This is a genomic window from Paenibacillus sp. FSL M7-1414 (assembly GCF_038003195.1).
In the GTDB taxonomy this organism is placed as follows: Bacteria; Bacillota; Bacilli; order Paenibacillales; family Paenibacillaceae; genus Paenibacillus; species Paenibacillus amylolyticus.
In genome coordinates, this window is record NZ_JBBOOS010000001.1 from 3,079,491 (window position 1) to 3,094,747 (window position 15,257).

16 protein-coding genes are annotated in these 15,257 nt (G+C 45.3%); 12 read left to right on the plus strand and 4 right to left on the minus strand.

Annotated features, from left to right (window positions below; all coding sequences use genetic code 11):
* Window positions 1-139 precede the first annotated feature (139 nt).
* A complete protein-coding gene (locus MHH92_RS13455) occupies window positions 140-730 on the minus strand; it encodes a biotin transporter BioY (protein ID WP_340904212.1) in 591 nt (196 codons plus the stop codon).
* 112 nt (window positions 731-842) lie between these two features.
* On the opposite strand from MHH92_RS13455, the gene MHH92_RS13460 reads away from it, so the two are divergent.
* The 6 genes from MHH92_RS13460 (at window position 843) to MHH92_RS13485 (ending at window position 5,737) form a co-directional block, all read left to right on the plus strand.
* A complete protein-coding gene (locus tag MHH92_RS13460) occupies window positions 843-1,697 on the plus strand; it encodes an ATP-binding cassette domain-containing protein (protein WP_340904214.1) in 855 nt (284 codons plus the stop codon).
* Window positions 1,682-3,451, plus strand: a complete 1,770-nt coding sequence (locus tag MHH92_RS13465) for an ATP-binding cassette domain-containing protein (protein ID WP_340904216.1) — start codon at window positions 1,682-1,684, stop codon at window positions 3,449-3,451. Before MHH92_RS13460 ends, MHH92_RS13465 begins: the two co-directional genes overlap by 16 nt.
* A 140-nt stretch (window positions 3,452-3,591) precedes the next feature.
* A complete protein-coding gene (locus tag MHH92_RS13470; RefSeq protein ID WP_036608432.1) occupies window positions 3,592-3,891 on the plus strand; it encodes a hypothetical protein in 300 nt (99 codons plus the stop codon).
* Window positions 3,892-4,040: 149 nt separating this feature from the next.
* On the plus strand, window positions 4,041-4,502 hold the full coding sequence (locus MHH92_RS13475; RefSeq protein WP_340904220.1) for an NUDIX hydrolase: 462 nt from the start codon (window positions 4,041-4,043) through the stop codon (window positions 4,500-4,502).
* A 33-nt stretch (window positions 4,503-4,535) separates the two neighbouring features.
* A complete protein-coding gene (locus MHH92_RS13480) occupies window positions 4,536-5,111 on the plus strand; it encodes a GNAT family N-acetyltransferase (protein WP_340904222.1) in 576 nt (191 codons plus the stop codon).
* A gap of 44 nt (window positions 5,112-5,155) precedes the next feature.
* Window positions 5,156-5,737 carry a GNAT family N-acetyltransferase gene (locus MHH92_RS13485; RefSeq protein ID WP_340904224.1) on the plus strand — a complete coding sequence of 194 codons (582 nt, stop codon included), beginning with the start codon at window positions 5,156-5,158 and terminating at the stop codon, window positions 5,735-5,737.
* Window positions 5,738-5,916: 179 nt separating this feature from the next.
* Here MHH92_RS13485 and MHH92_RS13490 read toward each other — a convergent pair whose 3' ends face one another.
* Entirely contained in the window at window positions 5,917-6,276 is a 360-nt protein-coding gene (locus tag MHH92_RS13490) for a MerR family transcriptional regulator (RefSeq protein WP_340904226.1), read from the minus strand.
* A gap of 102 nt (window positions 6,277-6,378) precedes the next feature.
* Here MHH92_RS13490 and MHH92_RS13495 point away from each other — a divergent pair, with 102 nt between their 5' ends.
* Both MHH92_RS13495 and MHH92_RS13500 read left to right on the plus strand, forming a co-directional pair.
* Window positions 6,379-7,089 carry an SDR family NAD(P)-dependent oxidoreductase gene (locus tag MHH92_RS13495; protein WP_340904228.1) on the plus strand — a complete coding sequence of 237 codons (711 nt, stop codon included), beginning with the start codon at window positions 6,379-6,381 and terminating at the stop codon, window positions 7,087-7,089.
* Window positions 7,090-7,347: 258 nt separating this feature from the next.
* A complete protein-coding gene (locus tag MHH92_RS13500; RefSeq protein WP_101314002.1) occupies window positions 7,348-7,818 on the plus strand; it encodes a GNAT family N-acetyltransferase in 471 nt (156 codons plus the stop codon).
* A gap of 274 nt (window positions 7,819-8,092) precedes the next feature.
* Here the strand turns inward: MHH92_RS13500 and MHH92_RS13505 are convergent, their stop codons facing one another.
* On the minus strand, window positions 8,093-9,610 hold the full coding sequence (locus MHH92_RS13505; RefSeq protein ID WP_340904229.1) for a sensor histidine kinase: 1,518 nt from the start codon (window positions 9,608-9,610) through the stop codon (window positions 8,093-8,095).
* Entirely contained in the window at window positions 9,610-10,293 is a 684-nt protein-coding gene (locus MHH92_RS13510) for a response regulator transcription factor (RefSeq protein WP_036670730.1), read from the minus strand. Before MHH92_RS13510 ends, MHH92_RS13505 begins: the two co-directional genes overlap by 1 nt.
* A 204-nt stretch (window positions 10,294-10,497) precedes the next feature.
* Between MHH92_RS13510 and MHH92_RS13515 the strand changes: the two genes are divergently transcribed.
* The 4 genes from MHH92_RS13515 (at window position 10,498) to galU (ending at window position 15,252) form a co-directional block, all read left to right on the plus strand.
* Window positions 10,498-12,672: an ArnT family glycosyltransferase gene (locus MHH92_RS13515; protein ID WP_340904231.1), complete on the plus strand. Its 2,175-nt coding sequence runs from the start codon at window positions 10,498-10,500 to the stop codon at window positions 12,670-12,672.
* Window positions 12,673-12,950: 278 nt separating this feature from the next.
* A complete protein-coding gene (locus MHH92_RS13520) occupies window positions 12,951-13,937 on the plus strand; it encodes a glycosyltransferase family 2 protein (RefSeq protein ID WP_340904234.1) in 987 nt (328 codons plus the stop codon).
* Entirely contained in the window at window positions 13,930-14,322 is a 393-nt protein-coding gene (locus tag MHH92_RS13525) for a GtrA family protein (RefSeq protein ID WP_101314006.1), read from the plus strand. The genes MHH92_RS13520 and MHH92_RS13525 overlap by 8 nt, the downstream gene beginning before the upstream one ends.
* 57 nt (window positions 14,323-14,379) lie before the next feature.
* Entirely contained in the window at window positions 14,380-15,252 is an 873-nt protein-coding gene (galU, locus tag MHH92_RS13530) for a UTP--glucose-1-phosphate uridylyltransferase GalU (protein ID WP_340904236.1), read from the plus strand.
* Window positions 15,253-15,257: the final 5 nt, after the last annotated feature.

Sequence of the window (15,257 nt, forward strand, 5' to 3'; positions counted from 1 at the left end):
GAACTAAAGAATATTTACACTGGACACTCTTATAACAGAACAACCTTCGAGGAAGAGAAGTAACGAAAACCGCCAAAGTGATTTTGGCGGTTTCGTCGTTTTCAAAGATAGGCAGATCAGTTACCTTATGTAGCTTCTATTAAGAATCCGCCTTTATAACCGTGGAATGCATGTTACCTGTGAGACGTTGAGGTGGGAAAACCATGCGCACGGGCGCAATGATGATGGCAGCAAATACAGCTTTGATCAGATCCCCAATAATGTAAGGATAAAATCCTTGAATCATGGCCTCAGGTAGGTTCATTTTGTAAGCATAAGCAAGCCAAGGGACCCCCGAGACATACACGAGCAGTGAACCAAATAGTTCAAATACAACAAAAGCGAGAATAAATCCTGTTACACCTTTGATGTTGATTCGTGCAAGCAACAGTCCAATCAATAAAGCGGAGATCGGCCACATCATCACATATCCTCCGGTAGGTCCAAGAAGTACTGCAAGTCCTCCGGTCCCGTGTAGCAAGGGGAATCCAAGAGCGGTGAGCAGAACAACCATCGTGACACTTAGAAAACCGTAGAGTGGACCAAGTAATCCTCCGGCTAGCATTACAGCCAAAGTTTGTAATGTTATCGGTACTGGGGAGAAGCCAATGGGAATGCTTATGTAACCAAAAAGCACTAAAATTGCGGCCATAAGTGCGCTGAATACAATGCCTCGCAAAGATAATTTCATGTTTGAACAATCCTCTCCATTTTGGTAATATGATTGTTAACCAATTATATAAATGTGGTTAACGATTAGGATCGTACCACATAACAATAGAAAGGGAAAGGACTAATTTACGATGCAAGGCAACCTGCCTATAATTACATTAGAAGATGTTCGAGTGCATTATGCTTCCGAAGGTAGTCAGGTGAGAAAAGCACTGGATGGGGTCTCACTTACGCTGCACCAAGGAGAATGGATTAGTATTGTAGGGGCGAATGGCAGTGGAAAAAGCACACTCGCTGGACTACTGATTGGATTCATTCCACTATCTGGAGGGGTACGGGATATCTCGGATGAACTTACCGTTCGGGGTGTACTGCAGCAACCGGATGCACAGGTACTAGGCGATGCGATTGAAGAGGAGTTTCATTTTGCGCTGTCACCATTGATGGAATCTGTAGAAGAGCAATTGGAGCGCAGGCAGGATGCATTGCATACCGTAGGACTTCAATATCCCCCGGAGAAGGCTGTCTCACAATTATCCGGTGGACAGAAACAACTGCTTAATATTGCTGTAGCGCTCGCAGCCAAACCGGATATATTGATTCTGGATGAGCCAACAGCCATGCTTGATCCAGGAGCAAGAGACCGTATCGAGGCCATCGTTCAGAAGATTACACAGCGGGGGACAACGGTGATCTGGATTACACACCATCTGGAGGAAGCAACCCTGTGTGATCGAATCATTGCTATGGAGAGGGGACGTTGTGTGTACAACGGGGAGCCGGAGTCCTTTTACTATGAAAAAGAGACGAATGAGAAGGCTACTCGGGAAAATGTACAGCTATCTCCCTGTGAACGGTTAGGATTAGACCCTCCTTTTACTGTAAAAACTGCGTTATTGCTCAAGCAAAAAGGTATGATGCCAGAAGCCATGCCACTGCGACCCGAGCAACTGGCTAAGGAGGTCGCACGTTGGAGATTGAGCTGACCGATATACGTATAGAAGCATCAGAATCGGGCAAACGTGCCCTGCTTGAAGATGTGAGTGTACAGTTGAACAGTGGGGAAATCACCTTGCTGCTGGGCTGTACGGGTTCAGGAAAAACGACTTTACTACAGACGTTGGCTGGTCTGAGACCGCCCGATGCAGGAAGTATCACATTGGATGGCACTCCTTTCTGGAAAGAAGGAAAAGTGCCGCAGTCGATTTTATTGCAAATGGGACTATTGTTTCAATTTCCGGAACAACAACTGTTTGCCCGAAGTATTCAGCGTGAATTCACATATTCTCTGCATCCCTATCGACTTTCAGAGAAACAGCAACAAGAGCAGATCACAAAAGCACTGAAGCAATGGGACCCGCCAGTAACCTCGGAGTTGGACCGACGTTTTCATCTGGACAGGTCGCCATTTGCTCTAAGTGGGGGAGAGAAGCGCAGGCTTGGACTTGCTCTCGGAAGTGTGACCAATCCACACTGGCTTCTGCTGGATGAGCCGAGCGCAGGGTTGGAAGCGCAAAGTGTCGGGCTTTTGCTGGATGTATTGGAGCAACATCGTCTGGCAGGTGGTGGGGGCGTGGTAGCAACCCATGATCTGGATACATTTTTGCCTTGTGCGGATCGAGTATTATTGTTGCAGGAAGGCCGTCTAATCGCTGATCTTACGCCGAGAGAACTTCACAAAAGACCTGAACTGCTGGAGCAGACAGGGATTGGACTGCCACCATCGATGAGACTGGCACAGCAGTTAAGAGAAGCGGGTCTTGAGCTGTCTTTGAACGCGATGACGCCAGAGGAGATGGCTGAAAGTATTGTTCAGTCCACGTCAGTTGAGGTGGGGATTCAGAACGGATCGAAAGAAGCATCAGGAACGGTAACGATGGAAGTCAAGAGCGATGTAATGAAGTATGAAAAAAAAGCACTGAAGCTGTCGTCCGTTGAAACTGAAGATGATCCAAAGCTTCTTCCGAACACCTTGACTCATTCAGGCGGATTATATGGCGTTATGGACCCGCGTCTGAAATGGATTTTGTATATTTTGCTGGTCACCGCAGCTATGCTTCAACAGCGATGGCTGGGATTGACTTTAACACTGGTGCCGGTAGTAGCAGCACTTGCCGTGCTCCCGCGTCAGACTTTGGCTGGATGTATGAAGTTAATGAAGCCATTATTATTCTTTTTCATCATCTCAACGGCGTTATCTGGGACAACTCTTTCAACAGAGGGAGGAGGTCTGCACTTTGGCTTTTCCCTGATGCAGGCGGAGGGCACTTTGCTGAATGTGTATCGTTTGTTTATCGTCACATTGGCAAGCCTTTGGTTTTCGTTGACGACACCTTATGGGCGAATGGTAGAAGGGCTTAACTGGGTACTCGGTATCGGTAAAAAGATCAGGTTGCCCGTAGCTTCGTTTGCTCTTGCTGTATCGTTAATCTTTCGGTTTATCCCGATGATCTGGAGTGAGTGGCAGCGATTCTCACTGATCGTGCGGGCACGTGGAAAGGCGGCTTTAAGACCAAATACCGTTCGAATTCGTGACCTGGGTCCGATGGTGATTCCCTTGTTAATGGCACTGTTCCAACGTGCAGAGGATATGACCATTGCGATGGAAATGCGTAAAGTTAGAGAGCACTCTACGCTCGGAGGACGTTCATCATTATTGGTATGGTCCAAACGTGATACCTGGATTAGCCTCGCTGGCCTCATTGTTTTTGTACTATTGATATGGATTCGCCAATTGTGATGGCGATGATTAACGTGATGGATCCGGTAATGGAACAAAACCTAAACGCAGTGTTTTCCAAAGATCATGCATAAATGCGTTTGTCCTCGCTCACAATAAGTGGACGTTGGTCATCTGAAGTGGATCAGGAGGGATAAGCGATGAAAGATAAGTTTTTGCGAGAAGAACGGCAAGAATATACCGATGTGTCTACGGTGGAGTCGCAGCGAAACGATATCACACTCGAAGAATTCCCGGAGGGCCCTTACGGTTCATCTTTACTATCCGAGTCTCTTGGGAAAAGTTCTCCGTGGCGGGTGGACCAGCGGTCTGCACATCGTTTTGACTATGAAAATCATGAGCTTCACGAGGGAGACGTAAGGGATTATCCAGGTCAGGATGTTTTTGACGAAACGGTTCCGGATAACGTGTCCAAGCCTCAGTATACGGAAGAATCGTAAAGGGATTTTGATATAAATTAGAGCGTAGCCTCCGACAGGTTTTATCCTGTTCGGGGGTTATTTTCGTTGTGTTTAATGAAAACAAATCTCCTCTAATTCCACATTATGGGTTATTATATTCTATATAAAACAAGCTAAGGAGACGGTCCATGGAGCAAGACTATATTAAGTATGTGAGGTCATTTGTTGGTAATTCCAAAGTGATCATGGTGGTTTCAGGAGCAATCGTGTTCGATAAGGCTGGAAGAATTCTATTGCAGAAACGGTCGGATAATGGATTCTGGGGATTTCCCGGTGGTTTTATGGAGATGGGAGAAAGTGTCCAGGAGACAGCCAAGAGAGAAGTCTACGAAGAAACTGGTCTAATACTGAACTCCATGGATTTATTCTCGATAAATTCTGGGCCCCAGTACGAAGTGGTTTATGGTAATGGAGATGAAGTTGCATTAGTGCAAGTGATGTTTAAAAGCAAAGATTTTTCTGGAACTATAATAGAAAGTGAAGAATCCATAGAAACAAGATTTTTTGATATACATTCTATACCAGAACATTTCTTGTCTACGCATAAGCAAATTATAGAAGATCTGAAAAGCCATAAAGATGGATCTTAAAGTTGGAGATAAAATAATCTAGGGGGCGGCGAATTGAGAGAGATCGATTATAGTCAATATTTCTGGCAGGATGACAAGGTTAGATTGCGTGCTTTGCGTGAGGAAGATTGGGAAGATCATTATTATAACCGCTTTGATACACCCGCCCGTCGGTTATTAGAGTGTGCAGTAGAGTTGCCGCCAACCCATGTTGAAGCGAAGAGTTTCACGGAAAACTTCTCTGATTTTTCTTTAGCCAAAGAACGGATCATGTTTACAATTGTAAATATGGATGGTGAAAATGTCGGAGGTGTGAATCTGAACAGCATTGATGAAAGGAACGGTACCTTTAGCATTGGCATTCAAATTGACAGGGATCATCGAGGAAAAGGATACGGGACCAGAGCCGTACGAATCTTACTGAAGTATGCCTTCTTCGAGCGTAGGCTCAACAAATTCAATGATTCTGTACTCGAAGGAAATGAACCTTCTGCAGCCATGATGAGAAAACTTGGATGTATTCAGGAAGGTGTGCGTCGCCAAGTGATCTATACGGATGGAAAATACCAGGATCTGATCCTCTTTGGATTAACCAAAGATGAGTTTATAGAAAAAGATGGCCTTGTTTGAAGTAAAGCTAATAAGCTGAAATTAAGTGTGTAGTAGGAGGAATTATGAAGCAACTCATACAAACTGATGAATTAATCATCGATTGCAAGGATATTTATTTGCGCGAGTATCGAATTGAGGATTTGGAGAAACTGCAAGAAATTACGTGGCAACCTGAGGTGTATGAATTCTTACCGGGATGGAACGCTACGATTGAAGACAGGACCCTGTGGCTCACCGAATATGAAATCCCTGAGAATCAGCGTTTTAAACAAGCTGTGATGGTGGGAGAGGATATCGGAGAGTTATACTTACGAATGGCTATTGTTCTCAAAGAAAATGACGAGTTTATCGGATGGTGTTGCTCAGGGATTAAGGAGGAGCTGCCAGCGCCCAATCGGGAAATTATGTATGGTATCTCCAAGCATTTCAGAAATCGTGGTTACACAACGCAGGCGCTCAAAGGAATGACAGATTATTTATTTGAACATACAAACGTGGAAGTGTTAAATGCCATCGCTTTGACTACCAATCAAGCATCTAATAAGGTGATACAGAAATGTGATTTTGAACGGTTAAATTTGATCGAGATCGAGAATGAAAAGTATAACCATTACCACCTGCGTAAGCAACAAGGTCAATTTTAATAGAACGTAGTCCCATAGTGAAGGGCTATGAAATGAAAGTTTCGGATCAGGTTGGACAGTTATTGCTCTGGCTGCCTGATCTTTTTTGTATTTATTTTATGTAAATACTAAGGAAACATTGTTAGGAGACGTACTATAACATAAAATGAAAAAGTTTAATCTATAGCATAAGGCTTATATTAATAATTTTCTCCGCGATAATAGCGCTCCAGTTTGTTATCCAAATGAACAAGCTGCGTTTTTTTCTCTTCTATATCATTCAGCAACTTTTGCTTTTGATCCTCAATCAGCTTGGTTCTTTCCTTCAGCGTGGAGGTTCCTTCGTTGACCTGATCATAATATTTTTTGATGTCTTCCACACTCATCCCGGTTTCGCGAAGGCATTTGATAAAAACCAGCCAGTTCAGATCATCCTCCAAATAAAGACGGTTATTCTGCTCATTTCGTGCAGCAGGTTTCAGCAGTCCCTTTCTTTCATAAAAGCGGATCGCTCCAATGGAGATTTCAACTTTTTTTGCTACTTCTCCAATCGTTAACATGTTAATCCCTCTTTTTATAAAAATAATTTGACCTACACTAAGTGTAGCATAGTAACTTATACATTGTTAAATATAAATCAAATTATGGAAAGAAGGATTCGCATGAAAAAGACTGTTTTTGTAACCGGAGCAAATAAAGGAATTGGATATGAAATCGTAAAGCAATTGGGTGAAGCAGGTTGGAAAGTTATCCTTGGTGCACGTAGTGTTGAACGGGGGGAAGAGGCTGTTTCAGAGTTAACTTCCAAGGGGTTAGATGTAGAATTTGTACAGATCGACATGTGCGACCTGAAGAGCATTGAGCAGGCAGCCGATACGATTCACAATACTTATCCCACAATAAACCTTTTGATCAATAACGCGGGTATGCCGGGTGCTTTCTCACATTCCTTCACGGATACAAAAGAGGAAGATCTGCGGAACGCCTTTGAAGTGAACTTTTTCGGCATCTTCCGTTTGAATCAGCGATTGTTCCCGTTAATCAAAAATAATGAAGGCACAATCATTAATGTATCAACTGACATGGCTTCTCTGGACCATATGCAAAATGCGGAATTTACTTTAAATGCCTTCGACTATAACTCATCCAAAACGGCCAACAGTGCCATGACACTTTCGATGGCTTATGAAGTGAAAAACAGCAGGGCTCAAGTGTTTGCAGTAACGCCCGGATTCACATCAACAGATCTTAATGGCAATGCCGAAGGCGGCAAATCAAAAGAAGCCGGCGCTGCGATTATCGTGGGTTATGCGACGGATGGTAAACGCCATAACGGAGAATTCCTAGATGAAAATGGCGTATACCCTTGGTAATCCAACGTTCGTACTGGATGATCTTGTTCCCCGGATGATAGCGGAAAGTTAGATGAAGTATTGGCGTGGTTCCGTTACTTAGATATCAAGGAATATGAGAATACAACGTCGAATAAAAAAATGATAGTTTATCTTGTTTGTATGCTGTAAATGAAACAAACACCAAACGTAGACGAACATCTTTTTTGTACTAAGTTAACAGAGCATGTACTATAAATCCTGTCTCTAACAAGCGTATCAATCGGAGGTATATATTTAATGGAGGTTTCACTGTATAAAGCAGATTTAAAAGATGCAGTGACTATTCATGAAATGAAAGTCAAAGCATTTATGCCCTTGTTGGAAAAATATCAGGATTTTGCAACAAGCCCCGCCAATGAAACCGTAGAAAGAATTATTACTCAAATCAATCAATCTTTCACAGATTATTTCATAATCCATCATCTTGATGTTGCTGTTGGTGGAATTAGAGTCGTGAAAAAAGATAATCAAAACTATAGTATTAGTCCAATTTTTATACTGCCAGAACATCAAGGAAAAGGAATTTCTCAAAAAGTCTTTACAATGGTTGAGCAGATATATGATGATGCAAAGTCATGGAAATTAGGTACCATCTTACAAGAGAAAGGGAACTGTTATTTGTATGAAAAGATAGGCTACAAAAAAACGGGTGCAACAAAAGCAATTAACGACAAAATGACAATGGTATTTTATGAAAAGCATATATAAGCTTCAAATCCTTGAATAAGATGTCTCAGATTCGTTAGCCTGAAACCCATTGGGCTACCAACATAATAATCGGATACAAAAAGAATCCCCCTTTCATTCCTCAACCGAAATGAGAGGGGGATTCTTCATGCAATAAAAAGCCGGAATTAAAATGGAAGAAAAGCAGCGTTTGGAGAGCTCGCCTAGAGCTTGCGTAATGATCAAGTAGATCTACCTAGAGCTACCTAGAGCTACGTATAGCCAACTTTTAGCTTACGTATAGCCGAAGCTCAGCCTAGACATCAGTCTTATGCAGCGGCAGCAAAATCATAAAGTCAGTTCCCAGGTCTACCTGACTTTGTACGGTAATTTTCCCACCATGCGACTCCACAATCGAGCGGGTAATGGCTAGACCAAGACCTGCGCCACCTTGTTTGCGCGAACGAGAACTGCTTGTGCGGTAAAATCGCTCAAAGATATGGGGCAGATGTTCAGGTTCAATGCCTGTGCCGTTATCTTTCACTGATAATTCAGCCTTATGATGCGTGGCATATAACGTGATGGAGATGGCTCCATGCTCAAGATCGGTGTGCTGCACCGCGTTATGGAACAGATTCAGCACAACCTGCTTCACCTTGTAAGCGTCAGCCAGTACATATACTTCAGCCGTCAGATCAAGATGAATGGATCTTTGCTGAGCCATCATGGCGAGTTGTGGTTGCATTTCGAGCAACAGACTGTCTAGCTGAATGACCTCCCGCTCCTGCTTTGGAGCCTGATCCAGCTTGGTTAGTAACAGCAAATCTTCAACCAGCTTGTTAATTCGTACCGATTCGCCGTGCATGCTGTCCAGCGCTTTATACAATTGATCTTGATTGGTCGCTGCACCCCGCTGTAGAACTTCAATGAAGCCATGAATGGAGGTGAGGGGGGTACGAAGCTCATGAGAAGCATCAGACAAGAAACGCTGCATCTGCTCTTTCGATTCCCGCTCCGCTTCAAACGAATTCTCCAGTCTTTCAAGCATGCCATTAAATGAAACTGCGAGCTGATCCACTTCTTCTTGTCCCTGAACGACGGGAAGCCGTTCTGCGAGGCTACCTGCATCGATCTGCTGTACTTTATTCACCATGTTGGACAGGGGAACCAGCGTCCGGCGTAATACCTTAGTGTATAGAATAAGACCGGCTACCATGGCCAACAGCGATAACATGAGGAAGATCAGAAGCTGTTTAATAATCAAATCTCTCAGTGGCTTCGTAGCTGTGCCCATCTGGACCATCGGTAAACCACGATTGCGTGGACCGGGTGAAGCAAATACAATCAATTGCTCATTCCCTTGGCTATCCGTGACGATCCGATAGGGAATGTGTTTTTGTTCTTTCAACTCATCTGTAATGTCCTGATATTCAACGGTTGCTAGTTGAGGGGCTTTCAGACCGTCTTCTCCAAAAATATCCTCGAACGTACCTTGGTTATCAAACAGGGCCAGTGAACGGTCAGGAATAAACAGCACCCGATTACCAGACCCGTTTCCTGCCTGTCCACCGAAAGGATTGTTGGAAGAGCCGCTACGTGACTGGATTCCGAGCCAAACCGGAGGCATGGACATGAGCTGTTCTTCCATGGTTTTTGCCTGATTCCGGTAGAGAAAGCTTTCCATGATCCAGAATTGCAGGATACCGATTAACAATAACAGCCCGGCAAGCACGAACAGAGAACGTGAGAGCAATTGAGAACGTAATGAACGAGGCCATATCCAGTGGTGGAGACGTCTTATACGAAGTTTATTTTTCTTAGGCAGCGAGTTCATCAGAGATCCACCCTGTACCCGACACCCCGAAGCGTACGAATGAGTTTATGCTCTTTATCCCCGAGTTTGTCGCGCAAGGAACGAACGTAAACCTCCACAATATTTTCTTCCCCGCCAAAATCATACCCCCAAACCCGACTCAGAATGGTCGCTTTGCTAAGTACAATTCCATGATTAAGAACAATAAATTTTAACAGTTCGTATTCGGTAGGAGATAACTCCAAGACCTGATTCTGATAGGTTATTTCTTTGCGCTGATCATCAATTCGGAAGGGACCGTGGGTGACGGCTCCTATTAATAAAGGAAATTGATTACGAAGTCTGGCCTGAATCCGGGCGAGCAGCTCGTCAAAGGCAAAGGGTTTGATCATGTAATCGTCAGCACCTAGCCAAAGGCCCTTAACCCGATTCTCGACTTCGTCCTTCGCTGTTAGCATAATTACGCCAACCTCGGCACCGGTCTTACGAAGACGCTCGACCACTTCGAATCCATCCATCTCTGGCATCATGACATCCAGAATAGCCATATGTGGCTTGAATTCAAGCGCCAACTCAAGCGCAGCCGCTCCATCGGGTGCGGTGCGCACATCAAAGCCCTCATTGCTTAATCCAAGCTCTAGAAATTGTAAAATATGTGGTTCATCATCAGCCAATAGTATTTTAATTCCGCTGCTAAGCTTCATAATTTGCCTTCTCTCCTTGCCCGTTTCATCTAGACTTCTCCCTCACTTCGGAGGGACTGTATGTAGTATTATCGCTTGCCAAACTGAAATTTAGCTGAAAGGATTGTGAATTATCCTCAGACAACATTCAGCGGGCACTCATCCCAGTTTTATTTTGGCATGTCACAATACTAGACATGAAGAACTTTGAAGGAGTGATCAACATTGAATAACACCAAAAGAAGGATGGATCTTGTCCTTCTGTCGATTGTATTACTGGCGGCATTTTTGAATGGGTACGGTATCTGGAATGATCAATATGCCAATTCCTATTATACGACTGCCGTTGGGAGTATGCTCAGCAACTTCCACAACTTTTTCTATGCTTCACTCGACTCGGCAGGCTCGGTCACTGTAGATAAACCACCCGTTGTCTTCTGGATTCAGACGGCCTTTGCCTATGTCTTTGGACTGCATGGATGGAGCGTTATTTTGCCTCAAGTATTAGCGGGAATCGGTTCGGTGCTCCTGATCTATTTCATGGTGAAACCTACATATGGTCTTGCAGCAGCACGAATTTCGGCACTTACATTGGCAACTGTGCCTGTCGTGGCGGCAGTCAGCCGGACCAACAATATTGACAGCATGTTGGTGTTTACACTACTGCTGGGTTCATGGTTTTTGTTCAAAGGCAGCAAACAAGGAAGTACATGGCGCATTCTGGTTGCTTTTGGGTTAATAGGCGTAGCATTTAATATGAAAATGCTTCAAGCCTACATGATTCTCCCGGCTTTTTACTTGTTTTATCTGCTTGCATTTCAGGCGAAATGGAGAAGGAAGATCATCCTGCTGATCGGCAGCACAGCGGTTCTGGCGGTGGTTTCCTTATCCTGGGCGGTCACTGTGGATTCTATACCCGAAGACGAGCGGCCTTATATCGGTAGCAGTGAAACAAACTCGGTCATGGAACTCGCCTTTGGATACAATGGTCTGGCTCGCCTAACGGGTCAGCAGAACACAGCAGGTAACGCGGGGATGCCGAACGCTGCTGGACAGGGAAATAATAGGGGCAATCGAGGTGACTTGTCTTCAGGCCCTAATCAGACAGACAGTGGTGTTCCTGGCGCTGGGCAAGATGTCAATGCACCGGATAACGATAATATGAATGGTTCGAACGGCTTGAACGCCATGGGCGGCATGAATGGGCCGAATGGCAATTTCACGAACGGACAGATGCCAAATGATATGGAAATGCCAAACGGAAGAGATTTCGGCGGTGGCATGGGAGGCATGTTTGGTACAGGGGAGAAAGGTCCTCTGCGTCTGTTCCAGACTGAACTGTCAGGTCAAGCGAGCTGGCTTCTGCCAGTTGTGCTGCTTGGATGCATTGCCATATTTGCAGGATTAAGACGGAGAAATATAACCAGCAAGCACAAGGAAGCCTTGTTCTGGCTGGCCTGGCTGCTTCCCGTTGCTGCCTTTTTCAGTGTGGCAGGTTTCTTCCATCAATATTATCTGATTATGCTTGCACCTCCAATTGCGGCGCTGACTGGCGCAGGATTTGTAGCGATGTGGAAGTCATATCGTGAACGAATTGGCTGGCAGGCCTGGTTGCTTCCGGTGTCCGTGCTGCTAACGACCTTGTTCGGCTGGTACATCATGCAGGCGTATAACGATACGATTGGTGCAGGTTGGTCCATTAGTGAATTGATCGCAGGTATTCTGGTCACGGTCATCCTTGTCGGTATGCTTCATCGCACACATCAATGGAAACAGGGCTTCATTATCGCAGGATTCATGGCGATGCTGATCGGTCCAATCTACTGGGCATTCACCCCAATTACTTATGGTGGTAACAGCATGATTCCGGCAGCAGGACCTACTGGCTCCAATGGTATGTTTGGCGAATCCGGCATGGGTATGCCGATGGGTAGCGGGGCAGGAGACACAGAAATGCCTACAATGGGTGGCCGTGGCGGAATGGGCAACCGTAACGAAGAAGTCGATACAGCCACACTGAATTATCTAAAAGAGCACAATACAGGCGAAACGTATCTCTTCGCCACTACGGACTATAATCAGGCAGCACCTTATATCATCGATGAGAAAGCAGCGGTGATTACGCTTGGAGGCTTCTCCGGGTCAGACCCGGTGTACACAACGGAGGAACTGGAACAACTCGTCAAGAGCAGGCAAGTGAAATACTTCATGGTTGGTGGCATGGGTGGCCGTGGAGGAAACTCGGAAATTAGCGATTGGATCAAAGAGCACGGAACCGAGATTCCAACGTCAGAATGGCAGACAGGCACCGACAGCGAATCTGCGGATAACGGAGACACCGGAAACAGAACTGGATTCGGATTCGGCGGACAGTCCATCTTGTACGAAGTGAAATTGTAGCTATATAAATTGAACTTATCATTTACATGATAACGGAGAGGACAGAAAAAACCTGAAAAAGCGGAGCGTTCGCCTACAAGCTTTCTGCAAGAAAGCTACATCGGAAGCATACGCTATCCCCGGATTTTCCCTTTATAAAGGGAATCAAAAAAATCTGGGGATAACAGCGATTGGAAGGTTGTTCTGTCATCGAAGTGTGCAGTGTAAAAATTCTTTATTTCAATTTGTATAGAGTGAAAATCTCGGACGAAGTCCATTGGAAAAGGGAGGGGACAAACATGGCTCACGCGTACCGATACAGCATTATTATTCCCATGTATAACGAGGAAGCGGTGATCGAGGAGACTTATCGGCGTCTGAAGAAGGTCATGGGCAGCACAGGAGAGAGTTATGAACTGTTGTTTGTTAATGATGGCAGCGTGGATCAAAGTGCACAGATGATCCGTGATTACGCCCGTTGGGACGAGAGTGTGAAGCTGATAGATTTTGCCCGTAACTTCGGACATCAGATTGCGATAACAGCTGGTATGGATTATGCAGTGGGGGATGCGGTGGTTATTATTGATGCGGATCTACAGGACCCTCCCGAACTGATACTGGATATGATCGCCAAATGGAAAGAGGGCTATGAAGTCGTATATGCCCGTCGCACCAGACGAAGTGGGGAAACTCGCTTTAAGAAATGGTCGGCAAGTCTGTTCTATCGTGTCCTTCGTGCCTCAACCGATACGGATATCCCGGTAGACACCGGAGATTTTCGCCTGATTGATCGCAAAGTATGTGATGAGATGAAACGTCTTCCGGAGAAAAACCGGTTTGTGCGCGGGTTGGTCAGTTGGGTCGGATTTCGTCAGACTGCGATTGAATATGAACGCGATGAACGTCTAGCAGGTGAAACAAAATATCCGCTGAAACGCATGCTGAAACTAAGCCTGGATGGTATTACTTCATTTTCGTATAAACCGCTCAAGCTCGCAGGTTATGTAGGTGCGATCCTGTCGGTTGGCGGATTCATCTATATGTTAACGGTTATTGTTTCGGCCATCTTTACAGATTCAACAATTAAGGGATGGCCATCCATTGTGAGTATCATGCTGATGTTTAACGGATTCATCCTGATCATGCTGGGCATTCTGGGCGAGTACGTGGGCCGTATCTATGATGAGACCAAGGCGCGTCCGCTATACATTGTGAGAGATGTAGTTCAGGCCGATGGCCAGCAAGCGCAATCCCGATTGACAGCCCGAGTTGCTCATCATGACTAAGCGTCTGGTGACACTCTTCAAGTTCGGTATTGTGGGTGTTGCAAATACGGCAGTGGATGCGGTGGTGTTTGCTTTGCTTGCAGTGGTCGGTGTACCGGTTCTGATGACTCAAGTAATCTCGTACAGCTGCGGTGTTGCGAACAGTTATTGGCTGAACGGCAGGTGGACTTTTCGAGATACGGCACGAGGGGGCGGCGATAGAACGAAACTTATTCGTTTTCTAATCACCAATCTTATCGTTCTCGCGTTATCTGCCCTCATTCTGTTGACATTGCACGATGTACTGGGTTGGAGTCTAGTGATGAGCAAGATCCTAGCGACCTTGATAGGGATGATTCTGAACTATATGGCCAGCAGATATTGGGTGTTTCGTATCGCTACTTAGCTGCCCACAGCGTGCAATATTGGTTATAAGAAGCAAATGAAAGGAGTGTATGATGATATGCGAATTAAAAAAGCAGTTATTCCGGCAGCGGGTCTCGGAACCCGTTTCCTGCCCGCGACCAAAGCACAGCCTAAAGAGATGTTACCGATTGTAGACAAACCGGCCATCCAATACATTGTTGAAGAAGCAGTACAATCAGGCATTGAGAATATCCTCATTGTGACCGGACGCAACAAAAAATCCATAGAGGACCATTTTGATAAATCGGTTGAACTTGAACACTCTTTATATGCCAAGGGCAAACAGTCTTTACTGGAAGAGGTGCAGGCCATCAGCGAGATGGCAAATATTCATTTTATTCGTCAAAAGGAACCACTGGGTCTGGGGCATGCCATTGGGTGTGCACGGCAATTTGTAGGGGATGATGCCTTCGCTGTACTGCTGGGAGATGACATAATGGTGTCTGATCCACCTGCACTTGCTCAGATGGTCCATCTCTATGAAAAGACAGGCAACCAGATCATTGGTGTTCGTCAGGTAGACGCGGCAAATGTGAGCAAATATGGCATTATTGATTCGAATGGTGCAGAGAACCGGGTTCACCGAGTCACCAATCTGGTCGAAAAACCTTCCCTTGCAGAAGCGCCATCCCGAACAGCTGTAATGGGACGATACATTCTGAAACCTTCCATCTTTCCAATCCTGGATCAGATCGAGAGAGGTGCTGGAGGGGAATATCAGTTAACGGATGCCTTGAAAGAAGTAAGTCAGGTGGAGGAACTGTTGGCCCTTGAACTGGAGGGGCGTCGCTACGATATAGGCGATCAATTCGGATATATTCAGGCGATCTTGGAGATCGGACTGTTGCGTAAGGAATTACAGCCCATGCTGACACCCTATCTTCAGAAGCTTGCAACTCAGTGGGCATAGGAATT